This window comes from Halorubrum sp. SD612 (assembly GCF_002135005.1).
The window spans coordinates 1-19,836 of record NZ_NEWI01000052.1; the positions used below are offsets into that span (position 1 = coordinate 1).

Here is a 19,836-nt window from a genome sequence, read left to right on the forward strand (position 1 = left end):
CGCCTTGGGGACGGTTCGCTCGAAAGCGTCATCGCTTCGAGCGAACCTCGAACACTCGCTGAAAGAAGCCGTTTACAACCTTCTCTCGTGGGTTCGAGACAACGATGATCGTAGCGTCGACGACCTGATGGAAGAGATTGATCACCTCTTCGTTCACTCAACAGCCGACACTAACGTTCAAAGCTGAGTCGATAGGAGAGCGGAGCGAGCCTATCGGTGTTCGACGAAGCGTAAGCCGAAGTCGAACTCGATAGGAGAGCGGAGCGAGCCTATCGGTGTTCGACGAAGCGTAGCTTCGTCGGGCGAGCGAATCTCCGATTCCCGTCGTCCGATCCGGCGTAAGCCGGGGCGAGCCAGCAGCGCGAAGCGCTGCGCTGTTTGACGAGGCGTAAGCCGAAATCAAACGAGGAAATAGCTGCGTTTTCGAAGGTCGCTCTCTCGAGGGCGTGAGCGACCGCGTCAGGCGTCCGCGACGATCCGGTCGAGGGGGACCGGCTCCAGCCCGCGACGGTCGAGTTCCGTCTCGATCTCTTGTACCCGGGGATCGATCACGTCGGGCTCGTGGCTGTCGGTCCCGACGCTCACGTCGACGCCGGCGTCGACGAGGCGGTCGAGGAAGGCGGGGGCCGGGTGGAACTCGCCGTAGCCGTCGAGCAGCCGCCCGGCGTTGATCTCCGGGACGGTCCGCGAGTCGCGGAACGCCTCGGCGACCGCGGCGTAGTGGTCCTCGGTCGCGAACCCGCGGAGGTGGGGGTTGCGCTCGACCAAGTCCGGGTGCGCGGCGATCGCGAACAGCTCCGACTCGACCAGGGCGACCAGCTTCTCGAAGTACCGGTCGACGAGTTCGCGGCGCTCCGCCTCGGGCTTGTCGGCGAAGTGCGAGCGCGTGTGGACGTTGACGCCGTCGAGGTCGTGGACGCTGCCGACGGCGTAATCGAAGTCCGCCTCGTCGAGGAACTCGGCGATCGCGTCCGCGTGTTCGGGGTCGTAGTCCATCTCCGCCGCGTCGAACACGTCGACGTCGACGTCGTCGCGGACCGACTCGATCGCGTCGCGGCGCCGCTCGTAGGTCAGGTCGAGGTTGAACCCGAACGCGCGCTTGTGCTCCCGCGCGTTCGGCGCCGGCGAGACGTTACAGTGGTCTGCGAGCCCGATCCCGTCGAGCCCGGCGTCCGCGGCGGCCTCGACCATCCACCGGAGGAACGCCCCGTCCGAGTAGTTCGTGTGGGCGTGGTAGTCGTACACGACGGCAGTTCGTCTCGGGCGGACTCGAATGTTCGGGTCGCGTGCGAACGGCTGGCGTGCGGAGGCCCGTCAAGCGCGCGTCGCCCGACCGACGGGAGCGAAGCCAGCAATATAATCCGGGAAACGAGTTGAAAGTTCATTTAGATAATTTTTTGATACTTATGTGTGTTACATCAACCCATGGGTGCTACTGACAAGATAACATGTCGCGTCGTCGACGGCGATTCCCGGCCGCTGGCGGGGCGGATAGTCATCGGCGAACGGGGGGACGGCGACCGCATCGGCCACTGGATGACCGGGGACGACGGGAACTTCGTCCTCGAAGCGGACGGCGGCGCCGACCTCGACAAGGTCTCGTTCACCGTGCGGAACCCCGCGCGGGGCGGGACCGAGGAGCCGGTCCGACGGCGGCGGCGACCGGACGGGAGCGAGGCGGCGCTCCACCTCTCGGTGAACGCGCGCAGCGTCGCCCTCCACGGCGGGAGCGACCACCGCGGGATGAACGAGGCCGCGTGTACGGCCGCGGGCCCGGTCCGGAACCACCGGTTCCACACGCAGTTCCCCGAGCTGGACCCGTACGACCGCGACGAGGAGTTACTCCGGACGCTCGGCGGCGCCGACGGCGAGGCGGGGGCGCCGATGATGGAGTCGCCCGACGACCCGGTCGGGGACGCCGAGACGCCGGCCGGCTACGGCATCTTCGGTCAGTTCGTCGACCACGACCTCACGTTCGACCCGACCTCCGACATCGACCGGCGCAACGACCCGGCCGCGCTGCGGAACTTCCGGACGCCGGCGCTCGACCTCGACTCGCTGTACCGGACGAACGCGGAGGCGGCGCCGTTCCTCTACGACCACGAGACGGACGAGCGAAAGCTTCTCACCGGCGACGCGGCCGCGCCGGACGCCGAGGACGGCGGCGGGCTCTCGGGGCTCCCGGGGACGGACCTCCAGCGGAACGAGCAGGGGATCGCGCTGATCGGCGACCCGCGGAACGACGAGAACGTCGTCGTCTCGCAGCTCGAGCTCGCCTTCGTGAACTTCCACAACCGCGTCGTCGACCACCTCCGCGGTCCCGGATCGTCGCTCGTCGAGGACGGCGAGTCCGTCCTCGAAGCCGCGCAGCGACTCGTCAGGTGGCACTACCAGTGGGTCGTGCGACGCGACTTCCTCCCCCGGATCTGCGACCGCTACGTCCTGGCCGACATCGAGGAGCGGGGCCGACAACACTTCGTGCCGCCGGGGCGCACGCCGGCGATCCCGGTCGAGTTCGGAGGCGCCGCGTACCGCTTCGGCCACAGCATGATCCGACACGCGTTCGACGTCAACGACGAGGTCGGCGAGGTGCCGCTGTTCCCGACCGGCCCCGGGGACGGGCGGAACCTCCGCGGCGGCCGACCGGTCCCGAGCGACCTCGTCGTCGACTGGTCGCAGCTGCTCGACACCGGCGACGGCGACTACCAGCCCTCGCGGAAGATCGAGCCCCTCCTCGCGCCGACGCTGTTCAACCTCCCGATCGCCGGGGACTCCTCGCTCGCCGTCCGGAACCTCCGGCGCGGGAAGGCGCTCGGCCTGGCCTCCGGACAGGACGTCGCCGCGCGGATGGGGTACGATCCGATCCGCAACGAGGCGTTCGGCGACGAATCGGCGATCATGGAGGCGCTGCGGGCGCACGGTCGCGGCGCAGACCCCGACTCGCCGCTCTGGTACTACGTGCTCGCCGAGGCGGACTACCAGCAGGACGGCGAGCGACTCGGCGCGGTCGGCAGTCGGATCGTCGCCGAGACGCTGATCGGGCTGATCGAGGCTGACGAGACCGCCTACCCCAGCGCCGCGCCCGACGGCTGGGAGCCGAGCCTCCCGCAGCCGACGGCGACCGACGGGTACACGCTGGCGGACATCACGGCGTTCGCGGCCGAGGCGAACCCCGACGGACTGGTGATCGAGGCCGTCGACGCGGGCCAGGGGAGCGGCGGCGATGCGGGAGCTAACGGTGACGCCGGCGACGTGACCGGCGACGCGCTCGACGAGTCGGTGACCCTGCGGAACGCCGCGGCGGGGCCGATCGACCTGACCGGGTACGTCATCGACCTCGACGGCCAGCGCGACGACCTCCCGGACGCGACGCTCGGGCCCGACGAGACCCTGACGGTTCACGTCGGCGCCGGCGCGGACACGGCGACCGACCACTACCTCGGCCGCGACGCGCCCGCGCTCGACGACGAGGGCGAGGTCGTCACCGTGTACGCCCCCGACGGCGAGCGCACGACGAGGCGGCGGTACGTCGGTTAGGCGGCCGTACGTCGGCTAACGGGCAGTACGTCGGCGAGGCGCCATCCCTCACCGCCGCTCGCCGACGAGCGCGTTCGCGGAGATGACGAGGAACGCGACCCCCGACATGCCGGCGATGACGGCGAACGACGCGCCCCAGCCGAACAGGTCCGCGACGAGCCCGACGCCGACCGAGCCGGCCGAGCCGATCACCGTGTAGACGGTCCGTATCAGGCCGAACCCGGCGCCTCGTTCCGCGTCGCCGAGGGCGTCCATGAATCGCGGGTCGATGGCGGAGAAGAAGCTCGACCCGAGCCCGGCGAGCAGCACGACGATCCCGAGCCCGCCGACCGTCGGCAGCGCCGGCAGCCCGACCGGGACCGGCAGCCGGACGAGGTCGGGGAGCGCCACCAGCCCTCCGAGGCCGAGCGCGCCGCTGAGGAGGGCCGCGGCGATGCTCGCGTCGCGGCCCAGCCGGTCGGAGAGCCGGCCGAGCCCGACCTGCGCGCCGGCGCGGACGACGAAGAACGCCGAGAAGACGCCGCCGGCGAACGCGGGCGAGTAGCCGCGAAGCTCCACGAGGAACGTCGGCAGGAAAGAGATGACGCCCTGCGCGACGTACGTGCCGAGCGTGGCGACGACGAGCGGGACGAGCACCTCACGGCGCCCGACCAGTTCGAGCAGCGGGCCGACCTGGAGCCGCTCCGCCATCGGCTGGTCGGGGCGCCGCGGCTCGGTCGGCCGGACCCGCCGCGCGAACAGGAGGAAGATGGGAACCCCGACGACCGCGGCCAGCGCGACCCCGGGCCGCCAGCCGTAGCGGACGCCGACCCACGTCGCGGCGACCGGCGCCACGAGCCCGGCGAGCGGGCCGCCGAGCGAGTGGATCCCGACCGCGGTGCCGAGGTCGTCGAACGTCCGCGAGAGCAGCGTGGTCGCCACCGCGTAGTGGAGCCCCGCCACGAGCCCGAGGAGCACCGCCGCCAGCACGAACGCGGGGAAGACCGGTACGACGGCGAGCGCGAGGCTCATCGCGGTCGTGCCGCCGACGGCGACGAGGATCACCCGACGCTCGCCGAACCGGTCTGCGAGGATCCCGCTCGGGAACTGCGAGAGGCCGTAGGCGAACCACATCCCCGAGAGCGCCACCCCGACCGCCGTGTTCGAGACACCGAAGTCGTCGATGATGAGGGGGACGACTGGACTGATCGCCAGCCGCGCGAAGTACGTCACGAAGAACGCCAGCATACACAGCGTCAACACCGTGTGGCGGTACCGCCAGTTCATCCGACAGTCACGGGCGACTCATCGGGGCGGTCGGCCGTCAACACTTTCGGTTCCAGCAGGCCGTGAGCCGGTCGGGCGAGGTCAGCCCACGGCCCCCGGGTCGACCCGGCTCCCGACCCACAGGAGCGTGAGGAGGAGCCCGGCCACGGACGCCGGCATGAACCACCGGAACGCGGCGAGCAGTCCCGCCGAGGCCTGAAGGCCGATCACCGCCAGGAACGCGGGGCCGCAGCAGGCGACGCCGGAGAGGATCCCCGGAAGGCCCGCGGCGGCCCCCGCGCCGGCGCCGATCCGACAGGCCGAGGGGCCGCGCCACGCAACGACCGAGACGGCGAGCGTGACGCCGACGAGCACCGCGAGCGCGAGCCCGAGGGCGGCGTTGACGGGAGCGAAGAGGTACTCGACCGGTCCCGCGGAGAGCAGCGCCACGGGCTCGTACTGGAACGGCGCGACGCGCCGGGTCGCGAGCGCGACCGGGTCGGCGGCGACGACGAGGTCGAACCGCGGCGTCCCGGCCGACTCGACCGCGCCGGCGCGCAGACCGAGGTGGCCGAGTCCGAGGTGGTAGGCAACGAGATAGGCGCCGGTGACGGCACCCGCGGTCGCCCGGCCGTCGCGCCGACCGAGGGCGGCGCGGACGGCGAACACCGTCCGGCGGACGAGTCCGGCGAGCCACGCGCGCGGCGACGCGGCCGGCGCGGCGGTCTCACTCTCCATAGCCCGCTCGCGTGTGCTCCCCGACGAACGCGGTGTCCGGGTAGAAGCCGTACCAGGCGAACCACATCGCGTCGAACGCGAGGAGCCGTTCGAGCGGCAGGTCCGCGGCCTCGAACCCGCCCTCACCGTCGACTCGGTACTCGTCGCCGTCCGGTTCGACCGCGACCTCGTCGGGGTTCCGGTAGACGTACCCCGTCGAAAGGGCAGGGTCGGCGACGGCGATGACGGCAGGGCCGCCCTCGCCGACGGTCCCGGTCAGCACTCGCTCCGAGAGCAGCGTGGTCTTGTCGAAGGCGACCGCGCCCGTCGCGGTCCGCGCCCCGATGACGACGGACTTCGCGTGGCCGTCCTCGGGGGACGCGAGCGGCGGGAACCTGGTCCCGTCCCGCACGTAGTACCCGCTCAGCGGCGCGTAGCTCCCGTACGGGTCGCTGTCGTAGCGGCGGACGTAGCCGGTCTCCTCGGTCATGAGGGAAGCGTCGGGATGTCGCGTCGCCCACTCGCCGGCGGTCGTCCACACGACGCGGAACTCGTCGAGGGTCTCGTCGGCCATCGACCCGTCGACCCCGGTGGCGAGCATCTGCGGCCACCAGCTGTCGGTGGCGCGGTCGTACATGATCAGGTTCGAGTTCACGAGCCGGCCCGACACGCCGAACGTCGTGTCGCCGCGACGGAACCCCTGTGCCGTCCCGGTGAGCGGGCAGTAGGTGATCGCGACCGACTCGCCGCCGACCTCGTCGTTGACGATCTCGTGGTGCGAGAGGATGCGACGTGGATACGCCTTCGCCTCGCCGCCGCGGACGACGCCGAACACCGGCTCGTTGCCAGCCATATCCGCCTCCGCGATCGGCCGAAACGCGGGGTCGTCGACGGAAGGGATCCCGTCCTTGCCGACGCCGCCGTCGAGCGACTCGGAGACGAGGGTGTCGGCCTCGTACGCGAGGTGATAGCCGGCGTCGACGGTCGGCGGGGGAGCTCCGGCACCCGTGTCCTCAGCGCCTCCGGTGACGGAGTCCGTCGCTCGGCCCCCGAGGCAGCCGGTGAGGGACGCCCCGCCGACCGCCGCGATCCCGGCCAGCGCCGCGCGACGGGTTCGGTACATGTCGTCGTCTCCGGCTTCGAGCGTATAAAATCCGCAGCGCGGGTGTAATTCACACGCACAGCCGATCTCCGGCGGCAGTCCGATGCCCGACGAGGCGGGGTCGCTACTCGTGACCGCTCGACGATCGCTCCCGCAACCGGTCGGCGATCGCCGCGCCGGCGGTCCGCGGGTCGGCCTCCCGCACCGTCACCGGATCGCCGACGGCGACGGACCCCGGTTCGACCACGTCACAGCAGAGGCCGCCGCGGTTCCGGAGCGCCGACGCCAGCCCGTCTTCGCCGGCGAGTTCCTCGACGCGTGCGCACGGGGGTCGGCGTCGGGTCGGCCGGAGGCGCGCGTCGCCGACCGCGACGGTCGCGCCGAGGAGCGAGTCCATCTCCGCGCCGAACCCCTCGACGACCACGTTGCGACGGTGACGGCCGTCGCGCACGTCGATGCCGGTCGCCTCACGGACCGCGGTCAGCGCCTCCCCGGCGACGAGCGTGACCGCGCAGCCGTCGAGTTGGAAGTGGCCGTCGCCGCGGCGGTAGCGGTCCCCCTCCACGCCGTCGGGACGGACCTCGACCGCCTCGCGACGGACCGGCGGGGCGCCGCCCTCGGGGGCCGTCACGAGCGCAGTGACCGCGCCGGGGCCCGCGTCCGCATCGTTCGATTCGGGTCGCCGATCGGCCGGCATCAGGGCTCCCCGAGAAGCGTCGTGTCGTCCGGCTTCAGCCATTCGCGGTGCGCGTAGTAGAGCGCGGCGACCGGAGGCGCGGGGAGCGCGGCCAGCGCGTAGATCCACTTGAAGACGCCCAGGTCGGCGACGCGTCGCTCGGCGAGCGAGAGCGCGTCGAGCAGGATCGTTGCGGTCGCCAGCGGCGCGAGCAGGTAGCTGTGCGCGAAGGCGACGGCCGGTCCAACCGGGGTCGCAGGCGTCAGCAGCGCCCAGTCGACCGCGTACAGGACCGTCCACGCTCCGACGGTCGCCGCTATCGCGGCGAGCCACGGTCCGTCGAAGCGGCGGTCCGAGCCCCCCGTCGGACCGCCGTCGGCCGGGTCGCGGTCGGGCGGCTCCGTCTCCGATTCGGCGCGCGTGTTCACGCCCGATCTGGGCGCCGAACGCTAATCAACACCGGGGTCGACCGCCGCGGCGCGGTCACTCGCCGAAGGTCCCCGCCGTCAAGTACCGCTCGCCGCCGTCCCAGAAGACGGTGACGACGAGGGGTTCCTCGCCGACGAACGCGCCGCTCTCGCGCAGTTCGGCCGCGACGACCTTCGCCGCGAGGTTCGACGCGCCCGACGACTGGCCGACGAGGATCCCCTCCTCGCGAGCGAGCCTGCGGCACTCGGTCTCGGCGTCGCCGAGTTCGACCGTGTGGACCTCGTCGATCAGGTCCACCTCGAGGTTCGGCGAGACGAAACCCGGCCCCATCCCCTGGAAGTCGTCGGCGCTCGGCTCCTCGCCCGAGAGGACGGCGTTGTCCGCGGGCTCGACGGCGTCGATCCGGACGTCCGGGAACGCCTCTCGGAGACGGCGGCCGATCCCGGTGATCGTCCCGCCGGTGCCGACCCCGGCGACCAGGGCGTCGACGGTGCGGTCGCCCACCTGATCGAGTATCTCCGGGCCGGTCGTCTCGTAGTGCGCGCGGGGGTTGGCGGAGTTCTCGAACTGGCGGAGCTGGACGGTGTTCGGCTCCGCCTCCAGCTCGTCGGCGCGGTCCTTCGCGTCGGAGATGTCGCCGTCGACGAGCTCGACGGTGGCGCCGTACGCCCGCATGAGTCGGCGGCGCTCGATCGATTTCCCTTCGGGCATCACGAGGGTGACGTCGTAGTCGCGCGCCGCGCCGACCATCGCCAGCCCGATGCCGGTGTTGCCCGACGTGGGCTCGACGATGCGGTCGCCCCGCTCGATCTCGCCCGCCTCCTCGGCGGCCTCGACCATGTACAGCGCGGGGCGGTCCTTCGCCGAGCCGCCCGGGTTGCGGGACTCGACCTTCGCCGCGACCGTCGTCCCCGCGGGCGCGTCGACCCGCACCAGCGGCGAGCCGAGCGTCGACAGGATGTCGTCGTCCATTACCCGAACCGAGGCGGTCGTGACCCAAAGGCCCCGCGGACTCCGGCAATCGATGTCGCCCGCGGCTGGGGCTTCGGGGGTGTCAGCAGTCGGTCTGTAGCCGAGGACAGAAATCAGGTGTGTCTGCGAACTCGACGAGGTGTCGTCGACGGACCCGAAGCGAATGTGCTCTTGCCACCGACGCGCCGTTTACGTGCCTCCGTGATCTATCGATCCCAATGACTCTCGAAACGCTCGCGCCCGCGGACGACCTCGACGCGGACGCGTTCGACGACTCGGTTCTCGACGCGCTCGCGGCGGACGACTACGTGTTCAAAGTGTGGGGCGGCGACTGGTGTATCGACTGCCAGCGACAGCTCCCCGAGTTCGGTGCCGCGCTCGCCGCCGCCGGCGTCCCGGACGACCGCATCGAGTCGTTCCCGGTGACGAAGGGCCCGGACGGGAAGGAGGGCGAACTCGTCGAGGCGTACGAGATCGGGCTTATCCCCACCGTCGTCGTCGAGTCGCCCGAGGGCGAGGAGGTCGCGCGGTTCGTCGAGGAGGAGGCCGTCTCCATCGCTGAGTACCTCGCGGACCGGCTCGCGGACGTCGAAGCGACGGCCTGAGTCGACGTTCGGGGCCGCGACACGGACTCAGCCGTCTTCCGCGTTCACGTCGCCGGCGTAGTAGAGCGCGGCCATCACGACGCCCATCGTGACCGCCTGAACCGTCGTCGACGCGCCGAGAGCGACGCCGACCGCGAGCACCGACGCCGTCACCACGGCGCCGGTGAAGAGGGCGTAGCGCAGCCGCGAGAGGCCGCGCGCCCAGTCGTCGGCCCGGCGGTACAACTGTCGGGGACCAGCCATATTCCGTGGTCTCGCGCGCGGAACAAGTACCTTCGGGTGGGCGCCTATCGCCGAGTCCGCGCGCCAGGGCGAGGCCGACCGCTCAAGTCGGTGCGGCGTCGACCCCGAGCATGGCACGCGTCACGGTCTGGAACGAGTACCGCCACGAGCGCGAGAGCGACTCCGTCGCCGAGGTGTACCCCGACGGCATCCACGCCGTCGTCGCCGACGCGCTCCGCGAGGGGGGCCACGAGGTCCGCACCGCGACCCTCGATGAGGGACCGGAGCACGGGCTCACTGAGGCGGTCTTGGACGACACCGACGTGCTCGTCTGGTGGGGCCACGCCGCTCACGACGAGGTGCGCGACGCGGTCGTCGACCGCGTCCACGAGCGCGTCCTCGACGGGATGGGCCTCCTCGTCCTCCACTCCGCCCACTACTCGAAGATATTCAGGCGGCTGATGGGGACCAGCTGCTCGCTGAAGTGGCGTGAGGCCGCCGAGCGCGAACGGCTCTGGGCGATCGAGCCGAGCCACCCGATCGCGGACGGGATCGGCGAGGCGATCGAACTCGACGAGACGGAGATGTACGGCGAGCGGTTCGACGTGCCGGCGCCGGACACGCTCGTCTTCACCTCTTGGTTCGAGGGCGGCGAGACGTTCCGCTCCGGCTGCTGTTACCGCCGCGGGAACGGGCGGGTGTTCTACTTCCGGCCCGGTCACGAGACGTACCCGATCTACTACGACGAGGACGTCCGACGGGTGCTCCGGAACGCGGTCGGCTGGGCGGAGCCTGGCGACGGGCCGACGCCCGAGTTCGGCAACGCGGACCCGAGAGAAGAGATCGACACGAGCGACGACCGGACCGTTCACTGAGGAGAATCGTCGAACGGGCGCGTCGTCGGACGGACGCGTCGTCGGCCTGGCGCATCGTCGGGCGAGAACGCCGTCAGCCACCCGCTGTCAGGCCACGTCGCGCAGTCGCATGAACGCGTTCATCATGGCCGATTCGGCTTTCCTGAGGTGTTCGGACGCGGTGCTCGGCGAGGCGCCGATCCGCTCGGCGACATCCGAGACGGACGCCGCGCGCGGGGACTCGTAGTAGCCGCACTCGACGGCGGCCGCGACCGCGTCGAACTGCCAGTCGGTCAGTCCCGGGTCGAAGAGGTGCTGGCGCCAGTCGTACTCGCCGATGCGGAGGACCTCGCTTTCGATCCGCTCCGGGAGCGCGGCGAGGCCCTCCCGGAGCGGCTCGTGATCCCCGAGGATCGTCAGCCTCGCGACGCCGCTCGGACGGAAGTCGATCGGCGGGACCACGACGATGCCGGTCCGCCGGAGCGACCCGAACATCGCGTCGTCGACGGCGTCGCGCCGTTGCGTGAGGAAGACGTAGTAGCCCGTCCCGTCGATCCGGGTGACCTCGAACTCCCGGATGCGGTCGACTGACCGCAGCGCGTCGACGTACACGTCGATGTCCCCTTCCACGTAGAACAGGAAGGTGTCGGCGGTCTCGTCGAAGAGGCTGCCGTGAAGGAGCACGTCCCGACCGATGGCGTCCGACTCGTCGACCAGTCGGTGCATCGGATGCATGAGTTCCGGCGGGTACCGGAGTTCGAGGCGCAGGTACTTCACGGCGGACAATGACGACGGGGGTTTATAAATATCCGTACTGAGCCGGCAGAAGCCTCGGGTCGTGCGCTCGCGTCTCTTCCGGTATGTCGACAGAGCTGCTGCGCGAGCGCGACGACGAGGAGACGGCGGACGCGTTTTCGTCCGTCCGCGGGCTGATCACGGGGCGTGAGAGCTACCTGAACGCCCCCGTGGCGAGGGTCCGACCCGACGCGGTTCAGGAGGCGCTCTCCACGCTGCGAGACGAGGCGGGGTACGACCACCTCGCCTGCGTCACGGCACAGGAGTACGAGAACCGGTACGAGTCGATCTACCACCTGCGCTCCTACGACGACCCGACCCGAGAGCTCAGCGTCGTGGTTCCCACCGACAAGGAGGACCCGGTTTCGGAGTCCGCCGCGTCCGTGTTCCGCACCGCGGACTGGCACGAGCGCGAGGCGTACGACCTCGTCGGGATCGAGTACGACGACCACCCGGACCTCCGCCGGATCCTGCTCCCCGAGACGTGGCAGGGGCACCCCCTGTCGATGGACTACGATAAGGATCAGCCGCAGATCGCCGCCCTCTCCGAGAACGAGCCGATCGAACCCGGGTCGCCGACCGCGACCGGCAGCGACACCATGCTGCTCAACATCGGGCCGCACCACCCCGCGACCCACGGCGTCTTACACCTCCAGGTCACCCTCGACGGCGAAACGGTCGTCGGCGTGGAGCCCGACATCGGCTACATCCACCGCTGCGAGGAGCAGATGGCGCAGTCCGGGACGTACCGTCACCAGATCATGCCGTACCCCGACCGCTGGGACTGGGGCGGCGCGGGGCTGCTCAACGAGTGGGCGTACGCCCGGGTCGCCGAGGACCTCGCCGACATCGAGGTGCCAGAGTACGCGCACGTCGTCCGCACCATGGCCGCGGAGTTCAGCCGGATCCTCTCGCACATGCTGGCGATGGGCGCGTACGCGCTCAACGTGATCGGCGACTTCACGGCGACGTTCATGTACGCCATACAGGAGCGCGAGCGCGTTCAGGACATCGTCGAGGACCTGACGGGCCAGCGGCTGATGTTCAACTACTTCCGGCTCGGCGGCGTCGCGTGGGACCTCCCCGAACCCCGTGAGGAGTTCCTGCGGAGCGTCCGCGAGTACCTCGACGGCCTCCCGCGCCGCATCGAGGAGTACCACGACCTTCTGACCCGGAACGAGATCCTCCAGCTCCGCACAGTGGACACGGGAACCCTCCCGCCGGAGGTCGCGAAGAGCTACGGCGCGACCGGCCCCGTCGTCCGCGGCTCGGGGGTTGACTACGACCTCCGCCGCGACGACCCGTACGGCTACTACGACGAGCTCGACTGGGATGTGGTGACCGAAGACGGCTGCGACAACTACAGTCGCCTGCTCGTCCGGATGGGCGAAGTCGAGGAGTCCGCGAAGATCATCGAGCAGTGCGTCGACCTGCTCGAAGACTGGCCCGAGGACGAGCGGACCCTTCAGGCGAACGTCCCGCGGACGATCCGGCCGGACGACGACACGGAGATCTACCGCGCCGTCGAGGGCGCCAAGGGCGAACTCGGTATCTACATCCGCGCCGACGGCACCGACAAGCCCGCCCGGTTCAAGATCCGCGGGCCCTCGTTCTCGAACCTCCAGACGCTGCCGGAGATGGCCGAGGGGGAGTCGATACCGGACCTGATCGCCGCGCTCGGCAGTCTCGACACGATCATGGGAGAAGTCGACCGCTGAGGCGGCGCGGCGAGCCGGCGGCTCATCGGTGTAGGACGACCGCCGCTACGGCGCGGACGTTGAAAGGCGACCGCCTCGCGCGAACGCGAGACGACCGGTTGTGTCGCGCGCCGGCGGCCGGTCAAGTAGTAGTCGACCGCGGGCGTATTTAAACCCTCGTCCACGGAGTCGCGGGCGGACGGCCGACGCGCCCGGTCACTCCGGCCGGTGGACCTCGCCGTCGCGCGAGTCGGCGTCCTTCCGGCGGACCGCGGCGGCCGCGTTGTTCGCGTCGTAGCCGAAGAACACGTCCTTCGCGTACGTCTCGGCGACCTCGGTCGCGTGGATCAGGTCGTCGACGTCGACCTCGACCGCGTACAGTTCCAGCGAGAACGGCGTCTCCGGCGGCGCGCCGTGGAGGGAGTAGTCGCCGCCGAGCATCGAGCGGAACCCCCGCGCGATGGTCTCCAGCCAGTAGGTCGTCGCGTACTCGGTGTCGTACAGCGGGACGACGAACTCGTCGACGTGGGCGGCGAGGCGGTCGACGTCGAGGCCGGCCCGCTCGTAGAGGTGGTTGGGGTACGGGTCGGGGTACAGCGTCAGCAGGAGTCGGCCGGGGACCAGATCGGCCGCTTCGGCGACGAAGTCGGTTATCACGTCCGCGCGCCAGTCGGCGAACTCCTCGCGGTCGCTCTCGGCGAACAGGCGCTCGCAGCGGTCGCAGTGACAGAACCCCTCGCGGGGGAACCCCACGTCGTCGAGGCGCACGTCCTCGTTCTCGGCGGCGCAGTCCGCGATGATCTCCAAGAGTCCCTCGCGGTACTCCGGGTGTGTCGGGCAGATGTACGCCCAGTCGAAGTAGTCGCGGTCGCGGGTCGCCGGCTCGCCGCGCTCGTCGACCGGGACGAGGTCGTCGTCCTCGCTCGCGGCCGCGTTGTCGCCGAAACACGACACCATGTTCACGGCGTCCGGCAGGGGCTCGGCCGCCCGCCCCGTGACGTCTTTCACCTCGTAGAAGCCGAGGTCGAACGGCTCCATCGCGACCTCGTCGGCGTTGCGCGTGACGACCCCGTACATGGAGTCGTATACGTGACTGGTCGGTAAAAACGGACGGTATTGGGGTGGTCGACCGGGGAGGCGAGTCGACGCGGAGTCTAATTCGGCGTGCCGTGCGGCGAGTGGTGTGACGAGCGCGGCGTCGAGCGGAGGGCGCGAGCGCGGCGCCTCGCGGTTACTCCACTTCGACCGGCTGTTTGTCGCCGGCGAACAGGAAGTACGCGAGCGCGACGAGCGACAGGACGAGGACGAGCTTGGCTTTCTTGCTCATACTTGCCGGTTGGAACGGTGGGCGCTAAAACCTACCGGACCGAGAACAGGTCGCCCCGAATAGGTCGGAACAAGACAGGTCGCCCCGAGTAGAACGGACCGAAAACAGGCTGCCCCGAGCGGAGCGACCCGCGGCGCCGGCCGCCTCAGACGTCGATGTGATCGGCGATGTCGGACCGCAGGATCGTCGCGCAGTAGTCGCAGCGCACGCCGTCGGCGACCACGTCGAACCGTGTCTCGACCGGCTCGCCGGCGTTGGTGATACAGTTGCGGTTCGGACAGGAGAGCACGCCGGTGACGCCGTCGGGACGGGTGACCCGGTTCTTCTCGACGACCTCGAAGTCGCGGACGATGTTGATCGTCGCCTCGGGCGCGATGAGCGAGAGCACGTCGACCTCCGACTGCGACAGCTCCCGGTCCTCGACCTTCACGATGTCCTTGCGGCCGAGCCGGTCGGAGGGGACGTTCATCCCGACGGAGACGCCCAACCCCTCGGAGCCGTCGATGCCTAAGATTGCGAGGACGTTCAGCGCCTGGCCCCCCTCGACGTGGTCGATAACGGTGCCGTCGCGGATCTTCGAGACGCGCAGCTCGTGATCGCTCATCGACCCACCTCCGTCTCCTTGTCGCCATCCGGGTTCGCGTTCTCCAACAGGGTGTCGAGCAGCGCCATCCGCACCGGGATCCCGTTGTGCGCCTGCTCGAAGTAGCGGGCGTGGTCGGTCTCGTCGACGTCGGGCGCGATCTCGTCGACGCGCGGGAGCGGATGCATCACGGTGAGGTCGTCGGGGGCGTCCGCCAGCGTCTCGGCATCGATCTGGTACTCGCCCGCGACGCGGTGGTACTCGTTCTCGTCCGGGAACCGTTCCTTCTGGATCCGGGTGACGTACAGCACGTCGAGCTCGTCGAGGACGGGTTCGAGATCGTCGTGTTCGCGGATCTGCGCGCCCGTCTCGTGGAGGTCGAAGCGCACGGAGCGCGGGAGCCGCAGCGACTCGGGGCTGATGAAGTGCTGGTTGGCGTCGAACTCCGTCAGCGCGGCCGCCAGCGAGTGGACCGTCCGGCCGTACTTCAGGTCGCCCATGACCCCGATCGTGAGGTCGTCGAGCCCGTGGTCCTCGCGGATCGTGTGGAGGTCGAGGAGCGTCTGGGAGGGGTGTTGTCCGGCGCCGTCGCCCGCGTTGACGACCGGTACGTCGACGCGCTCCCCGGCGAGCGTCGCGGCACCCTCGCTGGGGTGGCGGAGGACGAGGGCGTCCGCGTACCCCTCGATGACGCGGACGGTGTCGGACAGCGACTCCCCCTTCGAGACGGACGAGGAGTCGACGTCGCCCATGTCGATGGTGTTCATCCCGAGGCGCTTGGCCGCGCTGTCGAAGCTCATCCGGGTCCGCGTGCTCGGCTCGAAGAAGCAGAGCGCGAGCACGCGGCCGGCGTGCCGGTCCGCGTAGGCGGCGGGGTCGTCGGCGACCGCCCGGGCCCGGTCGAGTACGGCCTCGATGTCATCCCGCGAGAGCTGGGTCGCGGTGATGAGGTGGTCCTGTCGCATCGTCAGAGATGGGTGTCGGCAGTATCTTGAATCCCTCGGCTCGGGGCGCAGCGCGGGTGTTCACGGACGTGCGTACCCGCTCGGGTCGCCGTTTCGATATCCGCAACGCGCCCCGAACCGGTCCGGGATCGGCGCGACAGAGTCGAAGACTCGCCGCCGTGCCGACCCCTCGCCGCCGTACATAAGCCGCCGCGGACCGAAGCGGATCGCATGGCAGACAACGACCCGGCCGACCTGCTCCCGAACGACCGCGTGAAGCAGGCGGCCCTCGACGGCGAGGTGACGCAGCTCCACCGCGGGAACCGATACGGCGAAGAGGGCGACACCTTCGAGATCGACGGCGTCGCCTTCGAACTGGTCGAGGTGACCGAGCGCACGCTCGGCGACATGACCGACGAGGACGCGAAGCGCGAGGGGTCGCCGTCGCTGTCGGCGTACAAGGAGCGAATGGTCCGCGCGCACGGCGGGAACTTCGAGTGGGACGACGACGCCGACGTGGTCAGACACCGGTTCGAGCGCGCCGAGTAGGGCCGGAGAAGGCGGGACGGCTCAGTCGTCGTCCGCGGCTGCGCCGTCTCCCGCCGCGGTCGCCGCGTCGTCCTCGATGCTCGGCGGGTACTTCCCGCGGTCGAGCTTCAGATCGGACTGCGGGCGGGCCATACAGGTGAGCGCGTACCGCTCGGCTTCCTCGTCGGAGAGGCCGCGAGCCGCGGGCTGTGTCACCTCGCCCTCGACGATCTCGGCGGAGCAGGCGAGACACATCCCGACGCGGCAGGAGTACTCCTGAGCGATCCCCTCCTCGAAGCAGGCGCTGAGGATCGTCTCCGTGTCGGCCACCTCGATCGTCTCGTCGGTGCCGACGAACTCGACGGTGTACTCTGTCATGGCGCGGAGTACCCGCCGACCGGTCAAAAAGGGTTCCCTCTATCCCGTCGCCGGCGCGGGGACGGAAGCGAGCGCTCGGTCGCTACGCGGCGGCGTCCGAGCGCTCGTTCCGCCTGTCACGAACGGTCCGCGCCACGACTAACACGCCGACGGCGACGAGGAAGTCTCGACCGATCGATCCGAACACGTCGACCCACAGGCGCATGATCTGCGGGTCGGCCGCGAAGGTGCCCGACCACAGCAGGGTCCTGAGCGAGTGGGGAGCGACTCCGACGTACTGTCCCGCGAGCTCGCCGATGAGCGCGCCCGCGAAGAGCGCGAGTAGCGACCGGCCGGTCAGTGGAATCCGCGAGCCGGGAGCGATAAGCGCGTAGAACGCGACGAACAGAAGCCCCGGCACCACGAGGTAGGTTCCGGCGACGTCGACCACGAGGTCGAGCGGCGTTCGGGCGGTCACCGGCTGTCCCTCTCGTATCGCGTACTGGCGGGACCGAGTCACGGCTTCGAGGAACACCACTCCCGCCGTGACGGCGGCGAGGGCGTACGGCTTCGCTCGCGGCCGGCGGAGGAGCGCGTCGCGGCGGACCATGTCGGGCCCTGCGTCGCATCTCAGTAATATCTTGTTCCGACAACGGTCGCGCACCGCCTCCCACCTATCGCAACGACTAATCCCCCGCCGGACGCTTCCCGAGGTATGACCGGCAAGGCCACCGCGCGAGCCCACCCGATCCAGGGGCTCGTCAAGTATCACGGGATGCGCGACGAGGAACTGCGGCTCCCGTACCACGACAGCATCAGCCTCTGTACCGCCCCGACCGCCACGACCACGACCGTCGAGTGGCAGCCCGACGCGAGCGAGGACGCCTACGTCATCGGCGGCGAGGCGGTCGACGGGCGCGCCGCCGAGCGCATCGACATGGTGGTCGATCACGTCCGCGACCTGGCCGGGGTCGACGCCGCGGTCCGGCTGGAGAGCGAGAACTCCTTCCCGTCGAACATCGGCTTCGGCTCCTCCTCGTCAGGCTTCGCGGCCGCCGCACTCGCCCTCGTGGAGGCCGCGGGCCTCGACATGTCTCTCCCGGAGGTCTCCACGGTCGCCCGCCGGGGCTCCTCCTCGGCGGCCCGCTCGGTCACCGGCGCCTACTCGCGGCTCGACGCCGGGCTCAACGACGAGGACTGCCGCTCCTACCGCCTCGACACCGGCGTGAGCGAGGACGGGTTCGACCCCGAGGAGGACCTCCGGATCGTCGCCGCGCACGTCCCCGCTTATAAAGAGACCGAGGAGGCGCACCGCGAGGCCGCCGCGAGCCACATGATGCAGGCGCGGACCGCGCACGTCCAGGACCAGCTCGTCGAGATGACCGACGCGCTCCGCACGGGCGACTTCGACCGGATCTTCGAGACGGCGGAGCACGACTCGCTGTCCCTGACGGCCACGACGATGACTGGCCCCGCGGGGTGGGTGTACTGGCAGCCCGAGACGATCGCGGTGTTCAACGCGGTCCGCGAGCTCCGGGAGTCGGGCGTCCCCGTCTACTTCTCGACGGACACCGGCGCCTCGGTGTACGTGAACACCCTCGCCGACCACGTCGACGAGGTGGAGAGCCGCATCGCGGAGATCGGCATCGACACCGACGTCTGGGAGGTCGGCGGCCCGGCGCGCGTCCTCGACGAGAGCGAGGCGCTGTTTTAAATAGAACTCGCGGTGCGGTGGCGCGTGCCTCCGAACGCCCGCAGGGCGTGAGGAGCACGTGCGAGGGAGTCGCTGGCGGCGCCAGCCGCCAGCGACGAGGCTGGGGAGGCGTGAGGTGCGGTTGCGGTGCGGGGTGGGACTCAAAGGGGCAGCCGCGAGGGCGAAGCACGCAGCAGTAAGCACCGCAGCGAAGGAGCGATAGCGACTGAGCGAGGCGCGCAGCAAGGCGCGCGAGCCGTCGCGGCTGGGGCTTTGGAGGCGTTCGAAATCGATCAACAGGCGGTTACTTATAAGTGAGCGCCCGAGGCTTTGGAGGTCTTTGTCGTCGCAGCGACGACGTACATCGTCAGCCGAACGACGACGTGACTCTCAACAAGTTCTACTTATTCGTCCGGGTCCTCGCCGCGCGCACGCTTGTACATCGCTAACGCTTCCTCCCGCCGTTCGGAGTGGTCGACGATCGGCGCGGGATACTTCGGCGCGGCGTTCGCGCGCTGCGTGGGCGACAGCTCGTGCCACTCGTGGATCAGGTCGGCGTCGAGCCCCCGCAGCTCCGGCACGTGTTCTTTTATATACTCCGCGTCGGGGTCGTAGCGCTCCCCCTGCGTCATCGGGTTGAAGATGCGGAAGTACGGCTGCGCGTCGGTGCCGGTCGAGGCCGCCCACTGCCAGCCGCCGTTGTCGTTGGCGGTGTCGTGGTCCGCCAGCTTCTCTCGGAAGTGGTCGTAGCCGTGGCGCCAGTCGGCGAGGAGGTCCTTCGTGAGGAAGGAGGCGACGATCATCCGCACGCGGTTGTGCATGAACGCCTCCTCGCGGAGCTGGCGCATTCCGGCGTCGACGATGGGGTAGCCCGTCTCGCCCCGCTTCCACGCCGCGATCTCCTCGGGGTCGTCGCGCCACTCGATCCCCACCTCGTACTCCTTGTAGTTCGCCGTCACGACCTCGGGGTTGTGGAAGAGGACCTGCGTGTAGAACTCCCGCCACGCCAGCTGCTGTTGGAACTCCTCCACCTGCTCGGGGGCGTCCTCGGGGCGCGCGTCGGACTCGGCCTCCGCCATCGCCTCTTCGGTGGCCGCGTACGCCTCCCGAACGCCGATCTCGCCGTATTTCAAAAACGTCGAGAGCCGGGAGGTCGCCTCCCGGGCCGGGTAGTCGCGCTCGGCCTCGTAGGCGAACACCGCCTCGTCGAGGAACTCGTCGAGGCGCTCGCGGGCGGCCTCGGTCCCGGCCGACCCGATCTCAGCGTCCGGCTCCGCGAACCCGAGGTCGTCGAGCGTCGGGAGGTGGCCGACCGCGGCGTCGACGGCCTCGGCGGGGGCCTCCGCGGTCGCCTCGCCGCCGTCCGCGGCCGCCCCGTCGCCGAGCGCGTCGACCGCGGCCGACAGCGTCGCCTCGTCCGCGAGCCCCTCGTCTGCGGGCGCCGGAGCCGGGTCGCCCTTCGCGCGGTCGGTCCACTTCTTCCAGTAGTAGCTGTACACGGAGTAGGGGTCGCCGGCGTTCGTCCGGATCGCGTCGGGGTCGTGGAGGACCGC

Annotated in this window: 21 protein-coding genes and 1 pseudogene; 7 read left to right on the forward strand and 15 right to left on the reverse strand. The window is 70.3% G+C overall.

The genetic code is table 11. The features are described 5' to 3' along the window. Positions 1-187 (forward strand): annotated as a pseudogene (locus tag B9G38_RS07810) (IS701 family transposase); the annotation flags it as partial. Positions 188-459: 272 nt separating this feature from the next. On the opposite strand, the gene B9G38_RS07815 reads toward B9G38_RS07810, so the two are convergent. Next, the gene (locus B9G38_RS07815) at positions 460-1,245 is read right to left on the reverse strand and encodes a PHP domain-containing protein (protein WP_049929439.1); all 786 of its coding nucleotides are present in this window, start codon (positions 1,243-1,245) and stop codon (positions 460-462) included. Positions 1,246-1,425: 180 nt separating this feature from the next. On the opposite strand from B9G38_RS07815, the gene B9G38_RS07820 reads away from it, so the two are divergent. Continuing rightward, a complete protein-coding gene (locus B9G38_RS07820; RefSeq protein WP_086220014.1) occupies positions 1,426-3,537 on the forward strand; it encodes a peroxidase family protein in 2,112 nt (703 codons plus the stop codon). 48 nt (positions 3,538-3,585) lie between these two features. Here the strand turns inward: B9G38_RS07820 and B9G38_RS07825 are convergent, their stop codons facing one another. The 6 genes from B9G38_RS07825 to B9G38_RS07850 form a co-directional block, all read right to left on the reverse strand. Next, positions 3,586-4,803, reverse strand: coding sequence for an MFS transporter (locus tag B9G38_RS07825; RefSeq protein WP_086220015.1), 1,218 nt, complete (start codon positions 4,801-4,803; stop codon positions 3,586-3,588). Between the two features lie 81 nt (positions 4,804-4,884). After that, positions 4,885-5,520 carry a hypothetical protein gene (locus tag B9G38_RS07830; RefSeq protein WP_086220016.1) on the reverse strand — a complete coding sequence of 212 codons (636 nt, stop codon included), beginning with the start codon at positions 5,518-5,520 and terminating at the stop codon, positions 4,885-4,887. Then, positions 5,510-6,622, reverse strand: a complete 1,113-nt coding sequence (locus B9G38_RS07835) for a DUF3179 domain-containing protein (RefSeq protein WP_086220017.1) — start codon at positions 6,620-6,622, stop codon at positions 5,510-5,512. The genes B9G38_RS07830 and B9G38_RS07835 overlap by 11 nt, the downstream gene beginning before the upstream one ends. A 103-nt stretch (positions 6,623-6,725) precedes the next feature. Beyond that, on the reverse strand, positions 6,726-7,298 hold the full coding sequence (locus B9G38_RS07840; RefSeq protein ID WP_086220018.1) for an MOSC domain-containing protein: 573 nt from the start codon (positions 7,296-7,298) through the stop codon (positions 6,726-6,728). Next, positions 7,298-7,705 (reverse strand): hypothetical protein, encoded by a 408-nt coding sequence (locus B9G38_RS07845; RefSeq protein WP_086216715.1) that lies wholly within the window; start codon positions 7,703-7,705, stop codon positions 7,298-7,300. The genes B9G38_RS07840 and B9G38_RS07845 overlap by 1 nt, the downstream gene beginning before the upstream one ends. A gap of 55 nt (positions 7,706-7,760) precedes the next feature. Continuing rightward, positions 7,761-8,678, reverse strand: a complete 918-nt coding sequence (locus B9G38_RS07850; RefSeq protein ID WP_086220019.1) for a PLP-dependent cysteine synthase family protein — start codon at positions 8,676-8,678, stop codon at positions 7,761-7,763. Between the two features lie 218 nt (positions 8,679-8,896). Here B9G38_RS07850 and B9G38_RS07855 point away from each other — a divergent pair, with 218 nt between their 5' ends. Then, positions 8,897-9,283, forward strand: coding sequence for a thioredoxin (locus B9G38_RS07855; RefSeq protein ID WP_049929430.1), 387 nt, complete (start codon positions 8,897-8,899; stop codon positions 9,281-9,283). Between the two features lie 27 nt (positions 9,284-9,310). Here the strand turns inward: B9G38_RS07855 and B9G38_RS07860 are convergent, their stop codons facing one another. Further along, entirely contained in the window at positions 9,311-9,526 is a 216-nt protein-coding gene (locus tag B9G38_RS07860; protein WP_049929429.1) for a hypothetical protein, read from the reverse strand. Positions 9,527-9,636: 110 nt separating this feature from the next. On the opposite strand from B9G38_RS07860, the gene B9G38_RS07865 reads away from it, so the two are divergent. Next, a complete protein-coding gene (locus tag B9G38_RS07865; protein ID WP_086220020.1) occupies positions 9,637-10,380 on the forward strand; it encodes a ThuA domain-containing protein in 744 nt (247 codons plus the stop codon). 87 nt (positions 10,381-10,467) lie between these two features. Here the strand turns inward: B9G38_RS07865 and B9G38_RS07870 are convergent, their stop codons facing one another. After that, positions 10,468-11,136: a helix-turn-helix domain-containing protein gene (locus B9G38_RS07870; protein WP_086220021.1), complete on the reverse strand. Its 669-nt coding sequence runs from the start codon at positions 11,134-11,136 to the stop codon at positions 10,468-10,470. An 83-nt stretch (positions 11,137-11,219) separates the two neighbouring features. Between B9G38_RS07870 and B9G38_RS07875 the strand changes: the two genes are divergently transcribed. Next, positions 11,220-12,872, forward strand: a complete 1,653-nt coding sequence (locus B9G38_RS07875) for an NADH-quinone oxidoreductase subunit D (RefSeq protein ID WP_086220022.1) — start codon at positions 11,220-11,222, stop codon at positions 12,870-12,872. A 195-nt stretch (positions 12,873-13,067) separates the two neighbouring features. Here the strand turns inward: B9G38_RS07875 and B9G38_RS07880 are convergent, their stop codons facing one another. The 3 genes from B9G38_RS07880 to pyrB form a co-directional block, all read right to left on the reverse strand. Then, positions 13,068-13,928 (reverse strand): hypothetical protein, encoded by an 861-nt coding sequence (locus B9G38_RS07880; RefSeq protein WP_086220023.1) that lies wholly within the window; start codon positions 13,926-13,928, stop codon positions 13,068-13,070. A 395-nt stretch (positions 13,929-14,323) separates the two neighbouring features. Further along, entirely contained in the window at positions 14,324-14,782 is a 459-nt protein-coding gene (gene pyrI / locus B9G38_RS07885; RefSeq protein ID WP_049929424.1) for an aspartate carbamoyltransferase regulatory subunit, read from the reverse strand. Next, positions 14,779-15,726, reverse strand: a complete 948-nt coding sequence (gene pyrB, locus B9G38_RS07890) for an aspartate carbamoyltransferase (protein WP_086220024.1) — start codon at positions 15,724-15,726, stop codon at positions 14,779-14,781. The genes pyrI and pyrB overlap by 4 nt, the downstream gene beginning before the upstream one ends. Positions 15,727-15,936: 210 nt before the next feature. Here pyrB and B9G38_RS07895 point away from each other — a divergent pair, with 210 nt between their 5' ends. Continuing rightward, positions 15,937-16,254, forward strand: a complete 318-nt coding sequence (locus B9G38_RS07895; protein WP_049929422.1) for an ASCH domain-containing protein — start codon at positions 15,937-15,939, stop codon at positions 16,252-16,254. A 21-nt stretch (positions 16,255-16,275) separates the two neighbouring features. On the opposite strand, the gene B9G38_RS07900 is transcribed toward B9G38_RS07895, so the two are convergent. Then, positions 16,276-16,611, reverse strand: a complete 336-nt coding sequence (locus B9G38_RS07900) for a 2Fe-2S iron-sulfur cluster-binding protein (protein ID WP_049929421.1) — start codon at positions 16,609-16,611, stop codon at positions 16,276-16,278. 82 nt (positions 16,612-16,693) lie between these two features. After that, the gene (locus tag B9G38_RS07905) at positions 16,694-17,200 is read right to left on the reverse strand and encodes a hypothetical protein (protein ID WP_086220025.1); all 507 of its coding nucleotides are present in this window, start codon (positions 17,198-17,200) and stop codon (positions 16,694-16,696) included. A 105-nt stretch (positions 17,201-17,305) separates the two neighbouring features. Between B9G38_RS07905 and mvaD the strand changes: the two genes are divergently transcribed. After that, entirely contained in the window at positions 17,306-18,304 is a 999-nt protein-coding gene (mvaD, locus tag B9G38_RS07910) for a phosphomevalonate decarboxylase MvaD (RefSeq protein ID WP_086220026.1), read from the forward strand. A gap of 383 nt (positions 18,305-18,687) precedes the next feature. On the opposite strand, the gene B9G38_RS07915 is transcribed toward mvaD, so the two are convergent. Continuing rightward, positions 18,688-19,836: deoxyribodipyrimidine photo-lyase (locus B9G38_RS07915; RefSeq protein ID WP_086220027.1), on the reverse strand; the 1,149-nt coding region annotated here is incomplete at its 5' end.